The sequence below is a fragment of the Hallella seregens ATCC 51272 genome, assembly GCF_000518545.1.
Taxonomy (GTDB): domain Bacteria; phylum Bacteroidota; class Bacteroidia; order Bacteroidales; family Bacteroidaceae; genus Prevotella; species Prevotella seregens.
In genome coordinates this window covers 48,985-70,064 of the sequence record NZ_KI912453.1, presented here as the reverse complement: position 1 = coordinate 70,064, position 21,080 = coordinate 48,985, and the positions used below count along the sequence as shown (strand labels likewise).

The following is a 21,080-nucleotide window of genomic DNA, read 5'->3' as shown; positions in this document are numbered from 1 at the left end:
CCCGCAGCGGGTTGAAGAAACGGGTTGCGGCCGGCGCGTCCGTGGCGGCCGCAGCCATAGCCGGCGCCTATTGGGCGGGCGAGGATTTCTCCTTGTCCGCCTTTTTGTCGTGGGGCAGACAGAGGTTGAGCACCACGCCGGCCAGCGCGCTCAGGCCGATGCCGCTGATGGCAAAGCTGCCCCAGCTGAGCACGGCGCCGCCGATGCCCAGCGTCAAGGTTACGGAGACGATAATCATATTGCGCGTCTCGCCCATCTTCACATGGTGGTGAATGAGGTTCTGGATGCCCACGGTGGCGATGGTTCCGAAGAGCAGCAGCATGATGCCGCCCAGCACGGCGGAGGGAATGCTCTGGAGCAACGCCGACAGTTTGCCGATGACCGAGAACACAATGGCCGTGGCCGCCGAGATGCGGATGACCTGCGGACTGGTCACCTTCGTGATGCTCATGGCCCCCGTTACCTCGGAGTAGGTGGTCACAGGAGGCCCTCCGAGGAAGCTGGCTGCCAGGCAGGCGAGCCCGTCGCCCAGCATGGTGCGGTGCAGTCCGGGGTTGGCCACGAAGTCCTTGTGGGCCACGGCGCTCACCACGTACACGTCGCCGATGTGCTCAATCACCGGGGCAATGGCCACGGGAATCATGTAGAGGAACGGCTCCCACGCGAACTCGGGCAGGTGGAAGTGGACAATCGAGGGCGGCAAGGCGAACCAGGGGGCGGCCTCTACGGCCGTGAGGTCGACCAGTCCCATGGCCAGAGCCGCCACGTAGCCCACGATGATGCCGCAGATGACGGGCACCAACTTGAGGAGTCCGCGGGCCAGCGAGAGCACCAGCACGGCCGTGGCGAGGGCCACAAAAGCCAGCAGCCAGTGGGTCTTGGCCATGTCGACGGCCGCCGTGGAGAGCGACAAGCCGATGAGAATGATGACCGGACCGATGACCACCGGCGGGAAGAGGCGGTCGAGCAGACGCTTGCCCTGCCACCGGATGAGGGCCGACATGACAAAATAGACCAGCGAAACGCCGATGATGCCGGCCAGTGTGCCGGGCATGCCCCACTGCTTGCTGGCCGCAATGATGGGGGCGATGAAGGCGAAGCTGCTGCCCAAAAAGATGGGTACGCGCCCTTTGGTGACGAAGTGGAAGATGAAAGTGCCGATGCCGGCAGTCATTAACGACGTGGCCGGATCGAGGCCGACGAGCAGCGGTACAAGCACGGTGGAGCCGAAAGCGATGAACAGAAACTGGACGCCCAGTATCGTTTTCTTGGCCGGAGAGAGGGTTGCGTTGTCCATGGGATGGTGAAAATGGAATGTGTTGGGTAAATAGAGGTCAAGGCTTTGCCATTGCCGCGCAAAGGTAAAAAGAATTTGCGAGATGGGCAAGACGCCCGTCACATTTGTGCCCGATGCGTCTGTGATTGGCCCCGGGCACGGTGTTTGCAGGGCGAACGGTAGCAAAATATGTTTAATCAAAGAGATGCAATCATGAAAAAATTCGAGAAAGGCCAGACATTTCAGGCCGGTGAGTTGGTGGATTATGCCGAGGACGGCGTGGTAAGCAAGGAACTTGTGCACAACGATGCCGGTTCGGTCACCCTGTTTTCGTTCGATGCCGGTCAGGGGTTGAGCGAGCACGCGGCGCCGTTCGATGCCTTGTTGCAGGTGCTCGACGGCGAGATGGAGCTCACCGTGAGCGGTGTGAGGCATGTGGTGACGGCCGGCCGGTGCTTCGTCATTCCCTCGGGCGCGCCCCATTCGGTGCATGCCGGCCGCCGGTTCAAGATGATGATTACGATGATTCGCGGGTAAGCGGCGGGGGCTTTTGGGTGTATTTTTACGTCATGGCGGGAAAAAACCTGCGGGAATGGGCTGCCATACGGAATAATTCGTTACCTTTGCCCCATCACTTAAAATAAACCATGATGAAGCGAAATCTACTAATTGCCCTTTTGTCCATTCTGTTGTTTGGCACGTCTGCCGGCGTTTGGGCCGCCCCAACAACCCGTGCCGCCTCCCCAACAAGCTCTGCCTCCGCCGCGGCAAACCCCGGCAAGGCCCAGAAATCCATCTACATTCCCTTGGAATGGCGCAACCAAGGTGCCAACAAACTGTATGCAGAACAGGATCCAAGAAACGAGTACACTTGGTCGAAGTCGCGTTCCATCGAGAACGACGACATCATAATCTACTGGGATAAAGGCTATGGAGACACCAAGCCGTCCGACTTGAGGAAAGACGATTTCTTCTATGTCGACCTCGAAGACCTGCTTAATAAGTGCCAGCAATTCTACAATCTCTACTACAACAAGCTGGGTTTTGTGAACCCTGCGACCACCAGTTTGAACAAGTATAAGACCATTGTGTGCCTCTGTCATACCAGGGATTGGACATGCTTTGGCGCGGGATACGACTTTGTAGTGAACGCTTTGTGGCTCAATCCGGCCACTTGCAAGCCTGTGGGCTTCTCGGTGGCGCACGAGGTTGGGCATGCTTTTCACTACATGTGCTACGCTGACGCCTCCGGCAACAACCCCGTTTCCTCCTCCACGATAGGGACAGGCTTCCACCTGCCCGTGGGAAAAGGCGCGACGATATGGGAGCAAACCGCACAGTGGCAGGCCTGCCAATGCTATCCGGCGAGCATGTTCGACGAGAGCATCAACGCCTTCCGCAGCACCCACACACTGGCCTTCACGCATGAGATACACCGCTACCAGAGCTATTGGTTCCTCTTTTATCTCTGCCAGCACTACAACGACATCAGAACAGTAGCCGATGTTTGGAACCAGCCTATGAACGGGGCGGTGGACTTCAACCAGTCGCTCATGGCCCTGAAAAAGCTCAAGTCGGCCGATTTGTACAAGCTATACTTCGACTATGCCCTGCGCTGCGTCACCTGGGACTTCGATGCTTGCAGCCCCTACCGCGACAAATATATAGGCGATTTCCAGTACAACTGCGCCCTTGCGGGCGACGGAAGCTATCAGGTGGCCATGCGCAGCTGTCCGCAATCCACCGGATTCAATGTGATTCCCCTGGAAGTTCCCGAGGCCGGCACGCCCGTTACGGTGCGTTTCACAGCGTTGCCCGCCGGAAGTCCGCTGGCCGAAAGCGACCCCGGACAGTACATGAAGGGCATCAACGACTATGCAACGCTACCGGCCGGAGAACGCCATTACAACAATAAAGTCAACCCCCGGTTCCGCGGATTCCGGCTCGGCTTCGTGGCTTTGCTGAAAGACGGCACCCGGAAATACTTCCAGCAGGACAACGTCGTATGCACAGGCAAAAAGGAATCGACCGAAGAAGCAACCATGACCGTACCCGACAACACGGCCAAACTCTGGTTTGTCGTCGTTCCGGCACCCACTGTTTACTACCAGCATCAGTGGAACGACGAGCCCGCCGACGACGATCAGTGGCCCTATCGCTTCTCCATCGACGGCACAACTCTCGGCGATGCGGCCAATGTCTACGTCAACCCGACCCTCGACGGCCGGGAAATCAGCAACACAACCATCACTTACGACCTGACCTTCCCCGCCACGTCGGCCTCGTCGGGCGACTATTCCGGCTGCACCGTCACGCTTTCAGGTCAGGCCGCCGCGGCGTTGGGCACCGCCTTCCAGCTGCTCCCCGCCGACATAGGCGGTCGAATGACCGCATGGGCCAAGGGCGGGCCGGCCACCGGCAAAATCATGTTCTACGCGGTCAATCCCAACGGAAGGCTCAACGATGCGGGCTCCACGGCCAATGGCTACGGCCATTGGTATGACATTCATGGGTTTCGTTGTGGGTTCTACGACGGCAATGCCAGGGTGTTTTCCGAGTTCAATGCCAATGCTCTGACATTCAGCATCGGTCAGAAACCGGGCACATGCCGCCTGGGCGACAAGTACACCATCCGGCAGGCCCTCCGTTACCGCGATAACCACAACAAGGAGGCGGTGGCCACTTTCGTCTTCCATGTGACGCTGGGAACGGAAAAATCAGTGAAGGTGAGCACCGGCATCAGCAAGCCCGCCTCGGTTCCCGTCACCCCTGCCCCCTACATTTACACGCTGGGCGGCCAGCGCATCACGGCGAAAAGCGTGGAGCAGCTTCCGGCCGGAGTCTATATTGTGAACGGCCGCAAGTGCGTTTCGCGCGGCCGCAGGTAGTCCATACGCCGCCGAAACGGGCTCCCGTCAGGAATGGCCGCTCCCTGCAAGTGAGCCCGTGTAGGGTTGGCCCAGAACAAATCATTGCCGCAACTCCGAGGAGTTGCGGCAATGACGTTTCTCAATCTTCTTCCCCAGGCTCTTGTCCAAAGCCCTCGAGTGTGGAGCTGGTGGGATTCGAACCCACGTCCAAACAGGGAAACCATACGCTTTCTACACGCTTATTCCAGCCTTTTGTTTTCGTGTGACGGCAAGACCTGGACCACCAACCGGCACCTTATCCTCTGAATTTCACACGGGCAACGAGGCTTGCCCGCGCTATTTCCGATTTTCCTGCACCGCTGAATCCTTGGATTCGGAACCACATCCTTGGAGCGATGTCTCGTCGCATCACCTGGTGACGCGATAAAGCCAGTGATCTACTATGCTTCGATCAGGCAGCGAGAGCGTAATTGTTTTCGCCAATTAAATTGTTGTTCACTCAGTTTAAGGAGGTAGCCAACGAGCCTCCGCGTGCTTACATACCGTCTCATCCTGCTGTCAAATCCAGTCAGCCCCCAGCGTTTTCGGGCCATGCCCGTCTGTCGATGCCAGGTGACGGCGGCGGATGCCGGGGGGCGGGGCGCAGGGTTGCGGGCCTTGCCGGATAATCCGCTATCGGCGGCAAAGATACCATTATTTTTTGAAAGTGCCATGTTTTCGGCCGAATTTATTTTCGGCCGACCATCCGAGGTTTGTTTTCGGGGGAGGGGAGGAGGAGGGATCAGAGGTATTGCATGAGGATATCCCACACGGCAACGAGGTGGCAGACGGAGCCGAGGAGCACGAAGAAGTGGAACACCGTGTGCATGTAGCGGCGGCGGTGGAGCGTGTAGAACAGGGCCCCGGCGATGTAGGCCACGCCCTCGGCCACGATCCACGCCACCGTTCCCGCGCTCACGGCGGCCATGAGCGGCTTGAAAGCCACCAGCACGCTGAGCCCCATGCCCACGTAGCAGAGCGTCTCCACGTTGCTGTGGCCCTTGAGCCGACGGAACGAGAGCACCGTTCCCACGGTTGCACACAGCCACACGAAGCCAAAGAGCGACCACCCCCACCAGCCTTGCTGGCGCAGGGCGATGAGCGTGATGGGTGAGTACGAGCCGGCGATGTGCCAGTAGATGGCGGCATGGTCCCAGCGTCGCAGCCGCTCCTTCCATACGCTGCGCGCGCTGAGGGCGTGGTAAAGGGTGCTTGCCGCGTAGGAGCCGAGCATGCCAAAGAGGTAGAGCGCCACGCCGGCCGTGGCCCAGCCGTTGCGCACACGGAAGCACCACAGGAGGAACACCGCCCCCGCGGCCACGCCCATGACGATGCCTCCGGCGTGGCTCCAGGCGTTCCACAGCTCCTCGCGGTGGCTGAAGAAGAGCCGGTCGCGCAGGCGCGAGGGCGTGTGGCGGTGGCGGGAATCGGGCGAGGTCATGACGGGCGGTGGGGATGAGTGCGGGCGTTGGCGATTTTTCGGGCCACGCGCCGCCTCAGATAAGCCTTGTAGGCCATGTGCCACCAGCGCGAAACGGGGCGCCCCCAGATGGTTTCGCTGGGAAATTCGAGGGCGAAGTGCAGGTTGCGCCAGGTCTCGATGAAGTACTGCGTGTAGACCGACTTGCCCTTGAAGTTGTACCGTTTGTCGTGATGGCCGAAGTTTCCGGCCAGCAGCACCTCGCGCAGCAACAGCCGCCCCACGCGCTCGTTGGGCTCCACGAGCATGTAGCGGCCGGGTAGCCCCAGCACCTCGTGCAGCAGCCACATCACGCCGCGGCTGAACTTGAGCATGCCTGTATGGCGCAGCAGCTGCGCGTCGGCCCGCTGCTCCTCAGACGTGAAGCCGCGGCGCAGCAGGTAATAATAGTCTATGAGCTGCCGCAGACCTATACCCTCGAAGAAGAAGTGGTGCATGATGTGCGACAGTTGGAAGATGCGGTTGAAGTCGTCGGTGGGCACGGGGACGCTTCCCGCCGCGCCGGGCAGCCTCACGCGCCGGGCAAACTGCTCGGCCCGTACGCGGTTGAAGTAGCATCGCAGCCGGTATTCGTGGAGCAGGTTGCCCATGAACGAGGGGAAGAAGTGGATTTCGGCCGGCGTTCGGGTGAATCCCGAGAAGTCCACGTGGTGGTAGCCTATCTCGGCGCGGGGGGCGTTGGTCTTGACGAAGCAGAGCAGCGAGAGGGTGTCCTGGTCGGTCCAGAGGTCCACGTCGCCCGGCGACCGCATGTGTGGGTCGGGATACATCAGGGCGTTGCCCTGCCCTTTGAGCACGCATGCCTCGATGTGGCCCTCGTGGTGGAGCCGGCTGACGAGCAGTGCCGTGTCGCGGTCGGCCCGTCGGGCCTTGGCGGCATTCTTCCCGTCGGCTGCAAACCAGGCGGCAGCCACATACTTGTCGGGCCCGCCGGGCTGGTCGGCGGGCAGGCGGCGCAAGCCGTGATACATCACGCCCACGATGCCCTGCTTGCGTGAAAACTTCAGCATATCGTTCCAGTCTATCTGCCCGAGGCAGGGCGGCACGGGGGCCTCCTCGTCGATGGCAAACCGCAGGAAAGCCAGGTAGTGCTTGTATTTCTCTTCCACGGGGCGGGTGTTCAGGATTTGTCGAGCACGGAATAGACCGTGTTGTTGGGGTGATACTCGGGCACTATCTGTTTCATGGTGTGCACAATCTCCATGTCGTCGAAGTTGTGGGCCACGGCAAAGAGCCGCTCCATCTGCCGCTGCACGTCGGCCAAGTCGTACTCGCGCACTTTCGAGATGCGTATTTTGGGGTGGAAGCTGGGCAACGTCTCCTCCGTGTTGGCGAGCATTTCCTCGTAGAGTTTCTCGCCGGCGCGCAGCCCGGTGTATTCTATTTTCACGCCCGTCACGCCGCTCAGGCGTATCATGCGGCGGGCCAGGTCGGCTATCTTTACCGGCTGTCCCATGTCGAACACGAAGATTTGGCCGCCCTGTCCGTGAGTGCCGGCCTCGAGCACCAGCTTGCAGGCCTCGGGGATGAGCATGAAGAAGCGGATGATGTTGGGGTCGGTGACGGTGACGGGACCGCCGGCTTTGATCTGTTTCTCGAAGAGGGGGATGACCGAACCGTTCGATCCCAGCACGTTGCCAAAGCGTGTGGTGACAAACTGCGTGGCGGCTTGGCGCCCCTCGCCGTCGTTGACGGTGCCGCCGGCAATGGCCCGGCTGAGACTCTGGCAGTAGATTTCGCAGATACGTTTGGAGCAGCCCATCACGTTGGTAGGGTTCACAGCCTTGTCGGTGGAAATCATGACGAACTTCCTCACGCCGTATTTCACGCTGAGATCGGCAATGACTTTCGTGCCGTACACATTATTATATATAGCCTCTCCGGGGTTGTCTTCCATCATGGGCACGTGCTTGTAGGCGGCCGCGTGGAAGAGGAAGTCAGGACGGAAGCGGGCGAATATCTCTTCCATGCGCTCCTGCTGGGTGATGCTGGCCACGATGGTCTCGCAGGGAATGTCGGGATGCTCGTGGGCCATCATCAGGCGGATGTCGTGCTGCGGCGTCTCGGCCTGGTCGATGAGGATGAGCCGTGCGGGCTTGTAGACGGCCACCTGGCGCACCATTTCCGAGCCGATGCTGCCCGCGGCACCGGTAATCATCACGCGGGTGTCGCGGAGCATGGCGCCGATGGCGTCCATGTCCACTTGGATTTGGTCGCGTGGCAGCAGGTCTTCGATGTTGATTTCCTTGAGCTGTTCCGCCTCCATCTTGTCGCCGGGACGCCACACTTGCGACTCGGGCATCATGTAAATGTGGATGCCTGCATCAATGAGAGCATCTTGCAGCGACTGGTCTTCGCGGAACTTTGCCGTCTGCAACGGCGACACGAGCACGGCTTGGATGTTCATGGCTTTGAGCAGCGAGGGCAGCCCGTCGTCGGCCTCGTAGACCTTGACTCCCAGGATGATGCGCCCCCTGAGCGTGGGTTCGTGGGTGATGAATCCCTTGAGCTGGTAGGGCGAGGGCTTCATGTTTCGCATCATCTTGGCCATGGCCACGCCGCCCTCGCGCGCGCCGTAGACCATGGTGCGAACGCCTCGATCCGAGCTGAAGGCCACGTCGTAGAGCGTCTTTACAATGATGCGAACGGCCCACATGAGGATGGTAGCGATGAAGTACATCAGAAAAATCTGCCGCCCTTCCAGTCTCACGAAGTGCAGGTCAAGGTAGTACACCCCGTAGTGGGCTACCTCGGCGATGGCGCAGCTCAGGGCCATGGCATAGGCCACGCGCTGCAGGTCGACGAACGAGGAGTAGCGCACGACGCCGCTGTAGGTGTGGAACACGCGGAACCCGATGAGGTTGAAGCACATGTAGATCAGGATGGTCTTGGACAGAAGAACGATGTTGCCCAGCGTGACGGCCCCGCGGTAGTAGAGCCAGAACACGAGGATTCCGGAGAGGTAACAGATGAGGCAGTCGATGGCGAGCACCGTCCAGTAGGGCAATGCGTTCTTGGTGAAGTACCAATTGGCTATTTTATGAAATATTCTCATGTGTTTTCAGTCGATGGTCTTACAATCTTTTTTACTGACTGGATGCACTGCGCAACCGTGTGTGCAAAGCGGGACAAAGGTACTACATTTTGCGGGATAAAGACCATTGCGGAGTGTTAAATCTGCGTTTTCCGGCCTTTCATCCTCCGGATGCCCGCGCAGCAGGGGCCGCCACCGCAAGAATGCGCGTTAAAAAGGTGTAAATTTGTGTGCCCACACATTCGTTTCCCGGGCAGTTTACTTACCTTTGTGAGTCGAAAATCAGGCCACCCGCGAGGGCCGTCTTTTGTTTCATGTTTATATATTATTTTATTAGATTTCTTACATTAATAAGTACTGACTTTACGAGCCGGCTATCCGTGATGGATGGCCGGCTTTGTTTTTTGTTGTGGCAAAAGTTTTGCAAAGGGTCTCCGGGCCATAAAAACAAGCCGCGCGGGGTGGCCGTGCGACAAAAAAAGGCTATCTTTGCACCATGCCCCGCGCCTCGGTGGCCCCGTCACGACCCGGCTGTGGGTCGGCCTTGCGGCCGCAGAGTCTTGCCCCTGCCCCAGCCGCACGCACGCCCTGCCGCCGCCGGGGCTGCGCGATGACGGCCTTGAGGCCGCGCGATTGCACCGCAAAGGCCTGGCGATTGCGCCGTAACGGGCGTGCGATGGCACCGTAGACGCGCGGCGATGGCGGCGTGAAGGCAACGCCCGCGGGCCGCGCCCGCAGCGGCAGCACCCGTCGGCGGGCCGCGCAACGACAAATCATTTTAAACCTAAACGCTATATGTATTGCAAACTTCTCACTACGCTCGCCGTGACTTGTTCGCTGGCAGCCCATGCCGACCGGCTGAACATCTGCACGCGCAACCTCTCGCTGGTGGTCAGTGCCGACGAGGGACGGCAACCCGAGTATGTCTATTTCGGCTCGCGGCTCAGCGACGCCGAGAGCCGGGCCCTGCCCGTGCCGCGGGGCGGCCGCATGGACGCCTACCCGGCCTACGGCCTCAACTGTCCGGCCCCGGCCGCGCTGGCCTGCCGCCACGCCGACGGCAACCTGAGCACGCAGCTCGTCGTAACCGGCACGTCGCAGCAGGGCGACCTCACCACCGTGCGGCTCAGGGACCCGGTGTACGACCTGCGCGTGGATCTGAAATACCGTGCGCTGGCCGACGTGGACATGATTGAGGCCTGGGCCGAAATCACCAATGGCGAGAAAGCCACGGTGACGCTCACCGGCTTTGCCTCGGCCACGCTCCCCATCCGCCGCGGCGACGTGTGGATGAGCCACCTCTACGGCTCGTGGGGCAACGAGGGGCGCGTGGCCGAGGAGCCGCTGCGGCCCGGCGAAATCGTGGTGGCCAACCGCGACGGCGTGCGCAACTCGGCCACCGCCCACGCCGAGCTGATGTTCTCGCTCGACGGCAAGGCCCGCGAGAACAGCGGCCGCGTCATCGGCGCCGCCCTGTGCTACAGCGGCAACTACCGCCTCCGCGCCATCACCGACGACAGCGACTACCACTACCTCATGGCCGGCATCGACGAGCAAAACTCCGAGTACCACCTGCGCCGCGGCGAGACCTTCGCCACGCCCTGCCTGGCCCTCACCTTCTCGCGCGAGGGCCTTTCGGGCGCGAGCCGCAACTTCCACAGGTGGGGGCGCCGGTACCGGCTCATGCACGGCGACCGCGAACGCATGGTGCTGCTCAACTCGTGGGAGGGCGTCTACATGGACGTGAACCAGAAAGGCATGGACCAGATGATGGCCGACCTGGCCGACCTGGGCGGCGAGCTCTTCGTGATGGACGACGGATGGTTCGGCCAAAAGTATCCGCGCAAGCGCGACGACACCGCGCTGGGCGACTGGGTGGTGGACCGTGAGAAGCTGCCCGAGGGCATCGACGGCCTGTTGCGCGACGCGCGCCGGCACGGCGTGAAGTTCGGTATCTGGATAGAACCCGAGATGACCAACACCCGCAGCGAGCTCTACGAGAAGCATCCCGACTGGGTTGTCAAGGCTCCGCGGCGCGACGCCGTGACGGGACGCGGCGGCACGCAGCTGGTACTCGACCTGGGCAACCCGCAGGTGCAGGACTTCGTCTTCTCCGTCGTCGACCGGCTCATGACGGCCCATCCCGACATCGCCTACATCAAGTGGGACGCCAACATGCCGGTGATGAACCACGGTTCGCAGTATCTGCCCATGGCCGACCAGAGCCACCTCAACATCGCTTACCACCGCGGACTGGAGCGCGTCTTCCGGCGCATCCGCGCCAAATACCCCGACCTCGTGATGCAGGCATGCGCCAGCGGCGGCGCCAGGGCCAACTGGGGCGTGCTGCCCTACTTCGACGAGTTCTGGGTAAGCGACGACACCGACGCCCTGCAGCGCGTCTACATGCAGTGGGGCACCAGCTATTTCTTCCCGGCCATGGCCATGGCTTCGCACATCTCGGCCGCCCCCAACCACCAGACGGCCCGCGTCATCCCCCTCAAATACCGCATCGACGTGGCCATGAGTGGCCGCCTGGGCATGGAGATACAGCCCCGCAACATGACCGATGCGGAGCGCGACCTCTGCCGCAAGGCCATTGGCGAGTACAAGCAGATACGGCCTATCGTGCAGCTGGGCAATATCTATCGGCTGCAGAGCCCCTACGACAACAAGGGCGTGGCCTCGCTGATGTATGTCACGGAGGCCAGGGACAAGGCCGTGTGGTACTGGTGGAAGACGGAGACCTTCGTCAACCAGCACCTGCCGCGCATCCCCATGGCCGGCCTCGACCCGGCGCGCACGTACACCGTGCGCGAGCTGAACCGCGTGGACCGCAAGCCTCTGGCGTGCGAGGGGAGGCAGTACAGCGGCACCTATCTCATGGAGCACGGCCTCGAAATGCCCTACACCCACGACACGGGCACGGCCTGGGCCAGCCGCGTGCTGCTGCTCGAGTGAGGCGACGGGGCCGGCCGCAGGGGCCGCTCCGGCTGTACCTATCCCAACGCCATCCGCTCCAACCGCTCCACGGCTTCGGCCATGTCGGCGGCAAAGGTGGCGTGGGCCAGCAGGTAGTCGGGCCGGCCCGCGGCCAGAAGGGCGTAGAGCGCGGGGTTCATCTGCTCCACATACGAGCTGATGGCATACTCGATTTCGTCCTTTTGCCGCGCGCTTGGCGAGTGCGCATAGACGCGCCACTTCTGGTGCAGAAAGGCGTAGGTCTGTTCAATGCTGTCCTTGCTAATCATGGGTAGGGGTTTTTGCCGGCAAAAGTAAGTAAAAAAACCGAGGCCCGCACGTGAATGATGCTTAAAAAGCAGGGCGTTTTCGTTTTTTATGCGTACCTTTACCCCGCAAACATCAACCCACGACGCATGGACGACATCACCGAATACCGCAGCCGCATACTCCGGCTTCTGCTCCAGACCACCGGCCCCGACGGCCAGCCCCGCCTCACCGAGCGGCAGGCCCGGCAGCTCATGGGCGAGCTGACCAACGAAGACCTGAGGGCCGGCATGGACTTCAACACCCCCGAGGAGGTGGCCGAGCTGCTGCTCGAATCGGGCCTGGCCTGAACGCCCGCCCCCGCAAACCACACATCATGGACAAGGACAAGAACGCACTCCACGCCTATCTCGACGAGATAGGCCAGCAGCGGCTCCTCACCGACGAGGAGGAGCGGCAGCTCGCCGACCGCATACAGGCCGGCGACCAACGGGCCACCGACCGGCTCGTTTCGGCCAACCTCACCTTCGTGGTGGCGATGGCCCGCCAGTATCAAGACCGCGGACTGCCCGCCGAAGACCTCATCAGCGAGGGCAACATCGGCATGCTTCGCGCCGCCGCCAGGTTCGACGGGCGGCAGGGCAAACGCTTCGTCGCCTTTGCCGCACCCTATATTCGCCAGGCCATGGAGCAGGCCGTGGAGCAGCAGGGAGGCCTCTACCGCGTGCCGCGCAACGTGGCCGACACGCGGCTGGAGAAGAAACGCAGCCACCCCCTCTCCATCGACGCACCCGTGGGAGGCAGCCAGGAGCTGAGCCTGGGCCGCATCATTGCCGACGCCGACGCGCCCGACCCCGACCGGCAGCTCGAGCAGGGCACCCTGCTGGCCGAGCTGCAACAGCTCGTGGCCCGCCTCGAGCCGCGCGAACGGCAGGTGGTGGAACGCTTCTACGGCCTCGGCACGCCCCACCTCACCATGGCCGAGATAGGGCGGGAGATGGGGCTCAAGCGCGAGCGCGTGCGCCAGATTCGCGACAAGGCCGTGCGCCGGGTGTGCCGGCTCACGCGCAGCACGGAGCTGCGCGACTACCTCAAGCAGTGACGCGCCCATGAAATACCTGCTCCTTTCCGACATCCACGGGTCGCTGCCAAGGTTGCAGCACGCCCTCGACTTCTACCGCGCGCAGCGGTGCGACATGCTGCTCCTGCTGGGCGATGTCATCAATTACGGCCCGCGCAACCGCATTCCCGAGGGCATCGACGGCCAGGGCGTGGCGGCCCTGCTCAACGACATGGCCGCCGACATCGTGGCCGTGCGCGGCAACTGCGACTCCGAGGTGGATCAGATGCTGCTCCGCTTCCCCATGATGGCCGACTATGCGCTGCTCGTGGACGAGGGGCGGCGCGTGCTGCTCACCCACGGCCACGTTTACGGCCCGGCCCAATTGCCGCCCGGCCGCTTCGACCTGGTGGTTTCGGGCCACACCCATCTGTGGGAGTTGCGCCGGGGCGACGACAGCCCTGCCTGTTGCAACACCGGCTCCATCACCTTTCCCAAGGGCGGCAACCCGCCCACGCTGGGCGTGATGGACGGCGGCGTGGTCACCATGTACACGCTCGACGGCAACCCGCTGGCCTCGCTCGACCTCAACCAATAAAGGCTTGCCGCAATCGCGGCAAGCCTTTTGCTTGTGTGGGTTCTGTCCCCAATCCTTTCCTTTTCCTCCTTTCACATCCTTTTTTCCTCCTTTCGCATCCTTGCCCCGGCGGGCTAAAAGCCCTCCGGGCAGCGGTAGCGGTCGCCCGTCTGCTCCACCAATTTCTTGCGGAAGGCCTCGGGATAGCCGGGCCGCTTCACGGCCGCGCCGAGCCCCTCGGGCGTGCGCTCGAAGGCTCCGCCCGTTTCGGGCTTCACGGCCATGTCGTTGAACTTCACGATGAGATAGGTTCCCAGCTGCTTCCAGCGGGCCAGCATCTGCTGGGCTTTCTCGTTGCTGTAGGCGTTGAGCAGCTTCACGGCCGCGGCCTCGTCGGTGGCACAGAGGGCGGCGGCGCGCTGCTCCACCTCGGGCTGCTGGGCAAAGTAGCTCTGCTCCAGCGAGTCGCGCACGGCTTCGAGGCTGGGGAAGAGCAGCGAGTAGCGCGGGTAGACCATGTTGCTCACCCAGTTGCACACCCAGTAGGCGTTGTCCATCGAGAACGTCAGGGCGTCGGCGCCGGGCGTGTTGTAGCACTCGGGTTGCACGGTGTTGCCGCAATAGACGGGCGTGTAGGCCACCATGTTGCCGTCGTCGTTGCCAAACCACAGCACGCCGCCCACCTGGCGGGGCAGCCAACTGCGCAGCTGGGCCACGTAGCTAAAGGCCGTCTGCTGCGTGCTCGTGGGTCGCTCGTTGAAGTATTTCTTGCCGTCCACGTTGAAAAAGAGCGGTGTGGGGCGGTAGGGCATCTGCCAGACGCCGCCCCCCATGTCGGCACTGTCCATGGCCATGGGCGTGCCCTCGTAGTGGTCGCGCATGGCCGTCTCCACGTCGTGCACGCTCAATTTGCGGTCGGGCACCACCCAGAGGGGCATGTCCTCGGCCGTTGCGTCCTTGCCCAGAACCCAAGGCAGGTAGCGGTCCATGCCCTTGGCGAAGCGGTTGAAGAAGGCCCACACGCGGGCGTCGCAGATGCGCCGGCCCGAAAAGTCGGGACGGGCGTAGACGGCTTTCCAGCTGAAGTCGGCGTCCTTGCCCGTGAACCAGCCCTTCTGCCGTGCGAACTTCACCACGTCGCGGGAGTAGATCACGTTTTCTTTGTCGCGCATGTCGAACTTGCCGATGCGGCTCTGGTTGGCGTGTCCGCAGATGGCGTTGTCGGGAATGCGCTGTGCCACCCACACCACGCCCTTGGAGCCGGGGCCCTTGCCCATCATTTCCATCACCCAAGCCTCGTTGGGATCGCAGATGGTGAAGGTCTCGCCCTCGGAGCAGTAGCCGTGGGTCTCGGCCAGTGTGGTCATCACGCGGATGGCCTCGCGGGCCGTCTTGGAGCGTTGCAGACCCAGGTAGATGAGCGAACCGTAGTCTATTCCGCCCTGGGGATCGACCATTTCCTCGCGCCCGCCGTAGGTGGTCTCGCCGATGGAGACCTGGTATTCGTTGATGTTGCCGATGACGTTGTAGGTCTCTGCCGCCTCGGGGATGCGGCCGATGAACCGGTGTGTGTCCCAGTTCACAATGTCGCGCATCGCGCCTTTGGCGTGGTGGGCGGCGGGATAGTGGCACAGACCGGTGAACATGCCGTAGTCGTCGGCGTTGTAGGAGCAGATGACGGAGCCGTCGGCCGAGGCTTTCTTGCCCACGATGAAATTGGTGCAGGCCGGTGCCGCCACGGCGGCGAGGAGCAGCAGGGCCAGTGTGATTTGTTTTTTCATGCTATATGTGTTGATGGGTTTGGGGGTGTTATCGCGTGGGTTGCCGGAGTTGCGGTGCGCCGGTGTGCCCGGGCGGCGGCAGGGGCACGGAGCCGTCGGGGCGGGGCATGGTGTCGGCGGGCTGCCCCGCGGCCGCTCCCGGCTGCATGGCGGCTGCGGCCTTGGGCTTGGGATGGCAGCGGAAGAGGCGGATGCGGCTTAGTGCCATGAGGTGGAGCGTGGTGGCGGAGGCGTTGGCCTGGTTGTCCTTGTTGAGCAGGAAGAAGCCCCGCACGGCCTTCACGGCCAGGCTGTCGGGGTTGTCGAGCGTGAGTGTCAAGGGACCGGCCGCGGAGATATGCACGACGCGCGAGGCCACGCTGTCGTTGGCGTAGACCACGGCCAGGGCCGCTACGCCGTCGCGCGCGCCGTCCTGGAAGATGAAGTCGCTCTGCAGCGAGAGGATGAACGCGTCGCCGCGGCGGAACGAGGAGTCGGCCGTGTGGGCGAAGCTGTAGACGTTGTAGGGCTGGTTGGGGATGAGGGCAATGCTCCGTTCGCCCCTCCAGATGTCGGCCGTGTCGCCCGTTGCGCTGGTTGTCGCGAGGGCTGCAAGGTCGTCCGACGACGAGCCCAGCTCGCGGGCGTCGTCCTGCATGCGCTGGGCCACGTGCTCGTAGATGGCGTGCAGGCGGTCGGTGTGGCGCATGTAGTAGACCATCGACGTGTCGAACTCGGCCTGGCTCACGCCGTACTTGCGCAACACGGCGGCGCGGTAGGCCATGATGTTCTCGTTATAGTCGCCTTTGGCGTCGCGTGCCATGGCGTCGGCCAGGTGGTAGTCGTAGAGCAAATCCTCCATGTCGTCCTCCTGGATGAACGTGGACGGCACGCCGGGCTTGCAGCCCGCGAGGGCCAGTGCCAGCACACACACCCATGCCGCGACGGCGGCCACGAGCAGCGTTTTCATGGGTTGCCTCCGTCGTTGCCGGCCGCGGCCGGGTCGTCCTTCCGCTTTCTCCAGCCCCCCGTCAGCTCCATGTCCTTGCGGCAAAAGAGGAACAGGCAGACCACGCCCACCGTGATGCAGGCGTCGGCAAAGTTGAACACGGGCGAGAAAAAGATGAATGGGTCGCCGCCCAGCACGGGAACCCACGCCGGCCACTGGGTCTGGATGATGGGAAAATAGAACATATCCACCACCTTGCCCATGAGGAAGCTGGAGTAGCCGGTGCCGAAAGGCACCACGTAAGATATATAATAAGGTGAGGAGGCACTGAAAACGAGCCCGTAGAACATGGAGTCGAAGACGTTGCCGGCGGCTCCTGCCACAATCAAGGACAGGAACACCACGTAGCGCGTGCGGGCCCCGCGCCTCACCATGCGGTGGATATACCAACCGATGACCGCGATGGCCACGAGCCGTGTCACGCTCAAAAGGAGCTTGTTGACAAAGGTCATGCCGTAGGCCATGCCGATGTTCTCGATGAAATTGATGTAGAACCAGTCGGTGATGCGGATGGATTCGCCCAGCGTCATCGTGGTCTTCACCTCGATTTTGATAATCTGGTCTATGACGATGATGGCCACCACGAGCAGCCAGGCCATGCGGCCGTCGGTCATAAACTCCCTTGCTTTCTTCTTCATCGTCATTTCTTTCTGGCGTTTTTGGACGCTACGCTGAGTGTGGCGTGGGGCACCACGCGCAGCCTCTCCTTGGGAATGAGCTCCCCCGTGAGCCGATCGATGCCGTAAGTTTTCTTGTCGATGCGGATGAGTGCGGCCTCCAGTCCTTGGATGAATTTCTGCTGGCGCTGGGCCATTTGGATGAGGTTTTCGCGCTCCATGGCCTGTGTGCCTTCCTCGAGCACCTTGTAGGTGGGGGCCGTGTCGTCGTCGGAGTTGCTGTCGGCATTCATCAGCCGGCGCATGGCGTCGCTGTAGCTGGCGCGCGTGAGCCGGAGTTTCTCGTTGATAATCGTGCGGAACTCTTCGAGCTCCTCGTCGGAATAGCGTGTCTTGGTTTCCATGGTGGGGATGTGAAAGCAGAGGCCCGGCCCTGCGTCCCGGGGATGGGGCAGCGGGGACGGGCCTTTTGCGGGTTAGTTTTTCTCGACTTTGATGTTGAGCTTGAACTCGTCGAAGTCGGTCTCTTCGCCGTCGTTGGGGGCGATGGCAAGCTCGTCGGCCAGCACCTGCGCCTTGATATAGTCGCCGAAGGAGGCCACGGCGGCGTCGGTCTGGGCGTTGGGAGCCACCGTCACGCGGATGCGGTCGGTGATGTCCAGCCCCGTGTCCTTGCGCAGATTCTGGATGCGGTTGATGAGTTCGCGGGCCATGCCCTCCTGCCGCAGCTCGTCGGTGAGCTCCACTTCGAGGGCCACGGTGAGGTTGCCCTCGTTGCTCACGAGCCATCCGGGAATGTCTTCGGAGATGATTTCCACGTCGGCAGCTTCCACGCAGACCGTCTGGCCGCCCAGCTCGAAGCTGTAGCTGCCGGTCTGTTCGAGCGTGGCAATGTCTTCCTGCGACAGGGCGGACATGGTGGAGGCCACGTCTTTCATGAGCTTGCCGAACTTCTTTCCCATGACGCGGAAGTTGCATTTCACTTTCTTCACCAGGATGCCCTGGCCCTCGGCAAAGCGTAGCTCCTTGACGTTCACCTCGTTCATGATGAGGTCCTGCACGGCCTCGATGTGGGCGCGCTGGGCTGCATCGACGGCGGGCACCATGATTTGCTGCAGCGGCTGGCGCACCTTGATGTTCACCTTGCGGCGCAGGGCCAGCACCATCGACGTGATTTTCTGGGCCATGCCCATGCGCTCTTCCAGGCCGCTGTCCACCAGCGAGGCGTCGGCCACGGGGAACCGCTCCAGATGTACCGAGGCCATCCGGCCGCCAAGGTCGTGGTAAAGCTGGTCGGCAAAGAACGGGGCGAACGGCGCCAACAGCCTGGCCACCGTGGTGAGACAGGTATAAAGCGTGTTGTAGGCGGCGAGCTTGTCGGGGCTCATGTCCTTGCCCCAGAAGCGTTTGCGGTTGAGCCGCACGTACCAGTTGCTGAGATCGTCGTTCACAAAACCGTCGATCAGACGGCCGGCACGCGTGGGGTCGTAGTTCTCCAACTCGCGCGTCACGCCGGCAACGAGCGTATTCAGGCTCGAGAGAATCCAGCGATCGATCTCCGTCAGGGCCTCGCCGGCGGGTGCCGCAACGGGGTCGTAGCCGTCCACGTTGGCGTAGAGGGCGAAGAAGCTGTAGGTGTTGTAGAGCGTTCCGAAGAACTTTCGGCGCACCTCGTCCACGCCGTTGGGGTCGAATTTCAGGTTGTCCCAGGGCTCGCTGTTGGTCATCATGTAGAACCTTACGGGGTCGGCGCCGTACTTTCCAATCATTTCAAACGGGTCGGTGACGTTGCCCACGTGCTTGCTCATCTTGTTGCCCTTGGCATCAAGAACCAGTCCTGTGGAGATGACATTGCGGAAAGCCACCGAGTCGAACACCATCGTGGCGATGGCATGGAGCGTGAAGAACCAGCCGCGCGTCTGGTCGACGCCCTCGTTGATGAAGTCGGCGGGGAAGAAAGCGGGCGGCACCGGCGTGCCCTCGTAGGTGCCGTGCACCAGCGACGCCCGGTACTCGGCCTCGGTGCGACCCGTTGCAGCCAGCCCCTTGGCTTCGATTTCGCCCTCGAAAGGATAGTGTTGTTGGGCGTAGGGCATGGAGCCACTGTCGAACCAAACGTCGATCAAATCGCTCTCGCGACGCATGGGTTTGCCCTCGTCGCTCACGAGAACGATGTAGTCTATATAGGGTCGGTGCAGGTCGATGCGGTCGTAATTCTCCTGCGAATAGTCGCCGGGCACGAAGCCTTTGTCCTTGAGCGGGTTGGACTGCATCACGCCGGCGCCCACGGCTTTCTCTATTTCGGCATAGAGTTCCTCCACCGAACCGATGCACTTCTCGTGGCGGTCTTCGTCGCGCCAGATGGGCAGCGGCGTGCCCCAGAAGCGCGACCGCGAGAGGTTCCAGTCGTTCAGGTTCTCCAGCCAGTTGCCGAAGCGGCCCGTTCCGGTGGATTCCGGCTGCCAGCGGATGGTCTTGTTGAGCTCCACCATACGCTCCTTGCGGGCTGTGTCGCGGATGAACCAGCTGTCGAGCGGGTAGTAGAGCACGGGCTTGTCCGTGCGCCAACAGTGGGGATAACTGTGTACATGCTTCTCGATTTTGAATGCCGTGCCCTCCTGTTTCATCTCCATACAGAGCACCACATTCAGGTCTTCGGCCTTCTCCGAGGCCTTGGAGTCCCACACTCCGTCGGGGTTGAACCGCGGGTCGTAGGCGTTTTTCACGTAGTCGCCGGCGTGTCGTCCGTAGGCCTCGAGGGCGACGCAGTGCTCCACAAAATGGGTGTCGAGCTCGTCGACGGCATAGTATTTGCCCTGCAAGTCCACCATGGGGCGGGTCTCGCCGCGGTGAGAAATCATGTAGAGGGCGGGCACATGGGCGTCGCGTGCCACCTTGGCGTCGTCGGCGCCAAAGGTCGGAGCGATGTGCACGATGCCGGTACCGTCGTCGGTGGTAACGTAGTCTCCGAGGATGATGCGGAAGGCTTCGTCGTTCATTTCCACGAAGCTGTCGCGGCCGTCTTCGCCCCGGAACACCTTCTCGGGGTGGGCCTCGGCGTAGGCATTGACGAAAGCGGGGGCGAAGTCGCCCGTCTTTTCACAGGCCTTCACCCAGGGCATGAGCTGCTCGTAGTGCATGCCCTCGAGCTCGGCGCCCTTCATACGGTCGACGATGCGCCAGGGGCACAGCTTCTTCTCCTTGTCGAAGGGCGGCAGCTGGCCCTCCCGACACTCCTGTGCGGGGTCGAGATAGGCGCTCACGCGGCCCTCGGCCATGATGAGCGTCACGGGCGAACCGTCGTAGAGGTTGTAGGTCTCGACGGCCACGTAGTCGATTTTCGGGCCCACGCAGAGGGCCACGTTCGAGGGCAAAGTCCAGGGCGTGGTGGTCCAGGCCACGAAGCAGGGGCGGCCATGGCGCGTCCAGGCAGCCCTGGGATTGCGGACGAGGAACTGCGCCGTCACCGTCGTGTCTTTCACATCACGGTAGCAACCCGGTTGGTTCAGCTCGTGGCTGGACAGCCCGGTGCCGGCTGCGGGCGAGTAAGGCTGGATGGTATAGCCCTTGTAGAGCAGCCCCTTGGTGTAGAGTTGCTTGAGCAGCCACCACAGCGTCTCAATGTATTTGTTGTCGTAAGTGATGTAGGGATGGTCCAGATCAACGAAGTAACCCATCTTCTCCGTGAGCTCGCGCCACTCGGCGGTGAACTTCATCACGTTCTCGCGGCAGCGTCGGTTGTACTCCTCCACGGAGATATACTTGTCCGACTGGCGGTTGTCAATATCTTTCTTGGTGATTCCAAGCTCCTTTTCCACGCCCAGCTCCACGGGCAGTCCGTGGGTGTCCCAGCCGGCTTTGCGCTTCACCTGGAAGCCCTGCATCGTCTTGTATCGGTTGAATGTGTCCTTGATGGCTCGGGCAAGAACGTGGTGAATGCCCGGGTGTCCGTTGGCAGAGGGCGGGCCTTCAAAGAAAATGAACTGCGGGCAGCCCTCCCGTTCGCTTATACTTTTGAGGAAGACGTCGTTCCTCCTCCATTCTGCCAACACTTCTTCGTTTGTCCGGGTGAGGTCAAGACCCTGATGTTCGGCAAACTTCTTAGCCATAATTTGTCTTTCTTTACCTGA

At 62.0% G+C, this 21,080-nt stretch carries 16 protein-coding genes and 1 other RNA gene; 6 read left to right on the top strand and 11 right to left on the bottom strand.

What is annotated here, in order from left to right:
- Positions 1-67: 67 nt before the first annotated feature.
- Positions 68-1,297 carry a uracil-xanthine permease family protein gene (locus L888_RS0112790; RefSeq protein ID WP_027953174.1) on the bottom strand — a complete coding sequence of 410 codons (1,230 nt, stop codon included), beginning with the start codon at positions 1,295-1,297 and terminating at the stop codon, positions 68-70.
- Between the two features lie 192 nt (positions 1,298-1,489).
- On the opposite strand from L888_RS0112790, the gene L888_RS0112785 reads away from it, so the two are divergent.
- Complete coding sequence (locus L888_RS0112785) at positions 1,490-1,813, top strand: cupin domain-containing protein (protein ID WP_027953173.1); 324 nt, start codon at positions 1,490-1,492, stop codon at positions 1,811-1,813.
- Positions 1,814-1,923: 110 nt separating this feature from the next.
- Positions 1,924-4,164 (top strand): DUF6055 domain-containing protein, encoded by a 2,241-nt coding sequence (locus L888_RS0112780; protein ID WP_027953172.1) that lies wholly within the window; start codon positions 1,924-1,926, stop codon positions 4,162-4,164.
- A 159-nt stretch (positions 4,165-4,323) separates the two neighbouring features.
- Here L888_RS0112780 and ssrA read toward each other — a convergent pair.
- From ssrA to L888_RS0112765, 4 genes are all read right to left on the bottom strand, one after another.
- Positions 4,324-4,722, bottom strand: a transfer-messenger RNA (tmRNA) gene (gene ssrA / locus L888_RS14270).
- Between the two features lie 205 nt (positions 4,723-4,927).
- Positions 4,928-5,626, bottom strand: coding sequence for a PAQR family membrane homeostasis protein TrhA (gene trhA, locus L888_RS0112775; protein ID WP_044249484.1), 699 nt, complete (start codon positions 5,624-5,626; stop codon positions 4,928-4,930).
- A complete protein-coding gene (locus L888_RS0112770; protein ID WP_027953170.1) occupies positions 5,623-6,774 on the bottom strand; it encodes a nucleotidyltransferase family protein in 1,152 nt (383 codons plus the stop codon). The genes trhA and L888_RS0112770 overlap by 4 nt, the downstream gene beginning before the upstream one ends.
- Positions 6,775-6,785: 11 nt before the next feature.
- Positions 6,786-8,720 carry a polysaccharide biosynthesis protein gene (locus L888_RS0112765; protein WP_027953169.1) on the bottom strand — a complete coding sequence of 645 codons (1,935 nt, stop codon included), beginning with the start codon at positions 8,718-8,720 and terminating at the stop codon, positions 6,786-6,788.
- A gap of 774 nt (positions 8,721-9,494) precedes the next feature.
- Here L888_RS0112765 and L888_RS0112755 point away from each other — a divergent pair.
- The gene (locus tag L888_RS0112755; protein ID WP_027953167.1) at positions 9,495-11,660 is read left to right on the top strand and encodes an alpha-galactosidase; all 2,166 of its coding nucleotides are present in this window, start codon (positions 9,495-9,497) and stop codon (positions 11,658-11,660) included.
- Between the two features lie 38 nt (positions 11,661-11,698).
- Here L888_RS0112755 and L888_RS0112750 read toward each other — a convergent pair whose 3' ends face one another.
- The gene (locus tag L888_RS0112750; RefSeq protein ID WP_005847042.1) at positions 11,699-11,950 is read right to left on the bottom strand and encodes a hypothetical protein; all 252 of its coding nucleotides are present in this window, start codon (positions 11,948-11,950) and stop codon (positions 11,699-11,701) included.
- A 126-nt stretch (positions 11,951-12,076) separates the two neighbouring features.
- Here L888_RS0112750 and L888_RS0112745 point away from each other — a divergent pair, with 126 nt between their 5' ends.
- The 3 genes from L888_RS0112745 to yfcE are packed head-to-tail and all read left to right on the top strand — an operon-like array spanning position 12,077 to position 13,585.
- Positions 12,077-12,277: a hypothetical protein gene (locus L888_RS0112745; protein ID WP_027953166.1), complete on the top strand. Its 201-nt coding sequence runs from the start codon at positions 12,077-12,079 to the stop codon at positions 12,275-12,277.
- A 26-nt stretch (positions 12,278-12,303) separates the two neighbouring features.
- Positions 12,304-13,029, top strand: coding sequence for a sigma-70 family RNA polymerase sigma factor (locus L888_RS0112740; protein ID WP_027953165.1), 726 nt, complete (start codon positions 12,304-12,306; stop codon positions 13,027-13,029).
- A gap of 7 nt (positions 13,030-13,036) precedes the next feature.
- The gene (gene yfcE, locus L888_RS0112735) at positions 13,037-13,585 is read left to right on the top strand and encodes a phosphodiesterase (RefSeq protein ID WP_027953164.1); all 549 of its coding nucleotides are present in this window, start codon (positions 13,037-13,039) and stop codon (positions 13,583-13,585) included.
- Between the two features lie 113 nt (positions 13,586-13,698).
- On the opposite strand, the gene L888_RS0112730 is transcribed toward yfcE, so the two are convergent.
- The 5 genes from L888_RS0112730 to ileS form a co-directional block, all read right to left on the bottom strand.
- A complete protein-coding gene (locus L888_RS0112730) occupies positions 13,699-15,345 on the bottom strand; it encodes a dipeptidase (protein WP_027953163.1) in 1,647 nt (548 codons plus the stop codon).
- 28 nt (positions 15,346-15,373) lie between these two features.
- Positions 15,374-16,294, bottom strand: coding sequence for a DUF4296 domain-containing protein (locus L888_RS0112725; RefSeq protein WP_027953162.1), 921 nt, complete (start codon positions 16,292-16,294; stop codon positions 15,374-15,376).
- Positions 16,291-16,977 carry a lipoprotein signal peptidase gene (locus L888_RS0112720; RefSeq protein ID WP_027953161.1) on the bottom strand — a complete coding sequence of 229 codons (687 nt, stop codon included), beginning with the start codon at positions 16,975-16,977 and terminating at the stop codon, positions 16,291-16,293. Before L888_RS0112720 ends, L888_RS0112725 begins: the two co-directional genes overlap by 4 nt.
- Entirely contained in the window at positions 16,974-17,354 is a 381-nt protein-coding gene (locus tag L888_RS0112715) for a TraR/DksA family transcriptional regulator (RefSeq protein ID WP_005847030.1), read from the bottom strand. The genes L888_RS0112720 and L888_RS0112715 overlap by 4 nt, the downstream gene beginning before the upstream one ends.
- A 72-nt stretch (positions 17,355-17,426) precedes the next feature.
- Positions 17,427-21,059, bottom strand: coding sequence for an isoleucine--tRNA ligase (gene ileS / locus L888_RS0112710; protein ID WP_027953160.1), 3,633 nt, complete (start codon positions 21,057-21,059; stop codon positions 17,427-17,429).
- Positions 21,060-21,080: the final 21 nt, after the last annotated feature.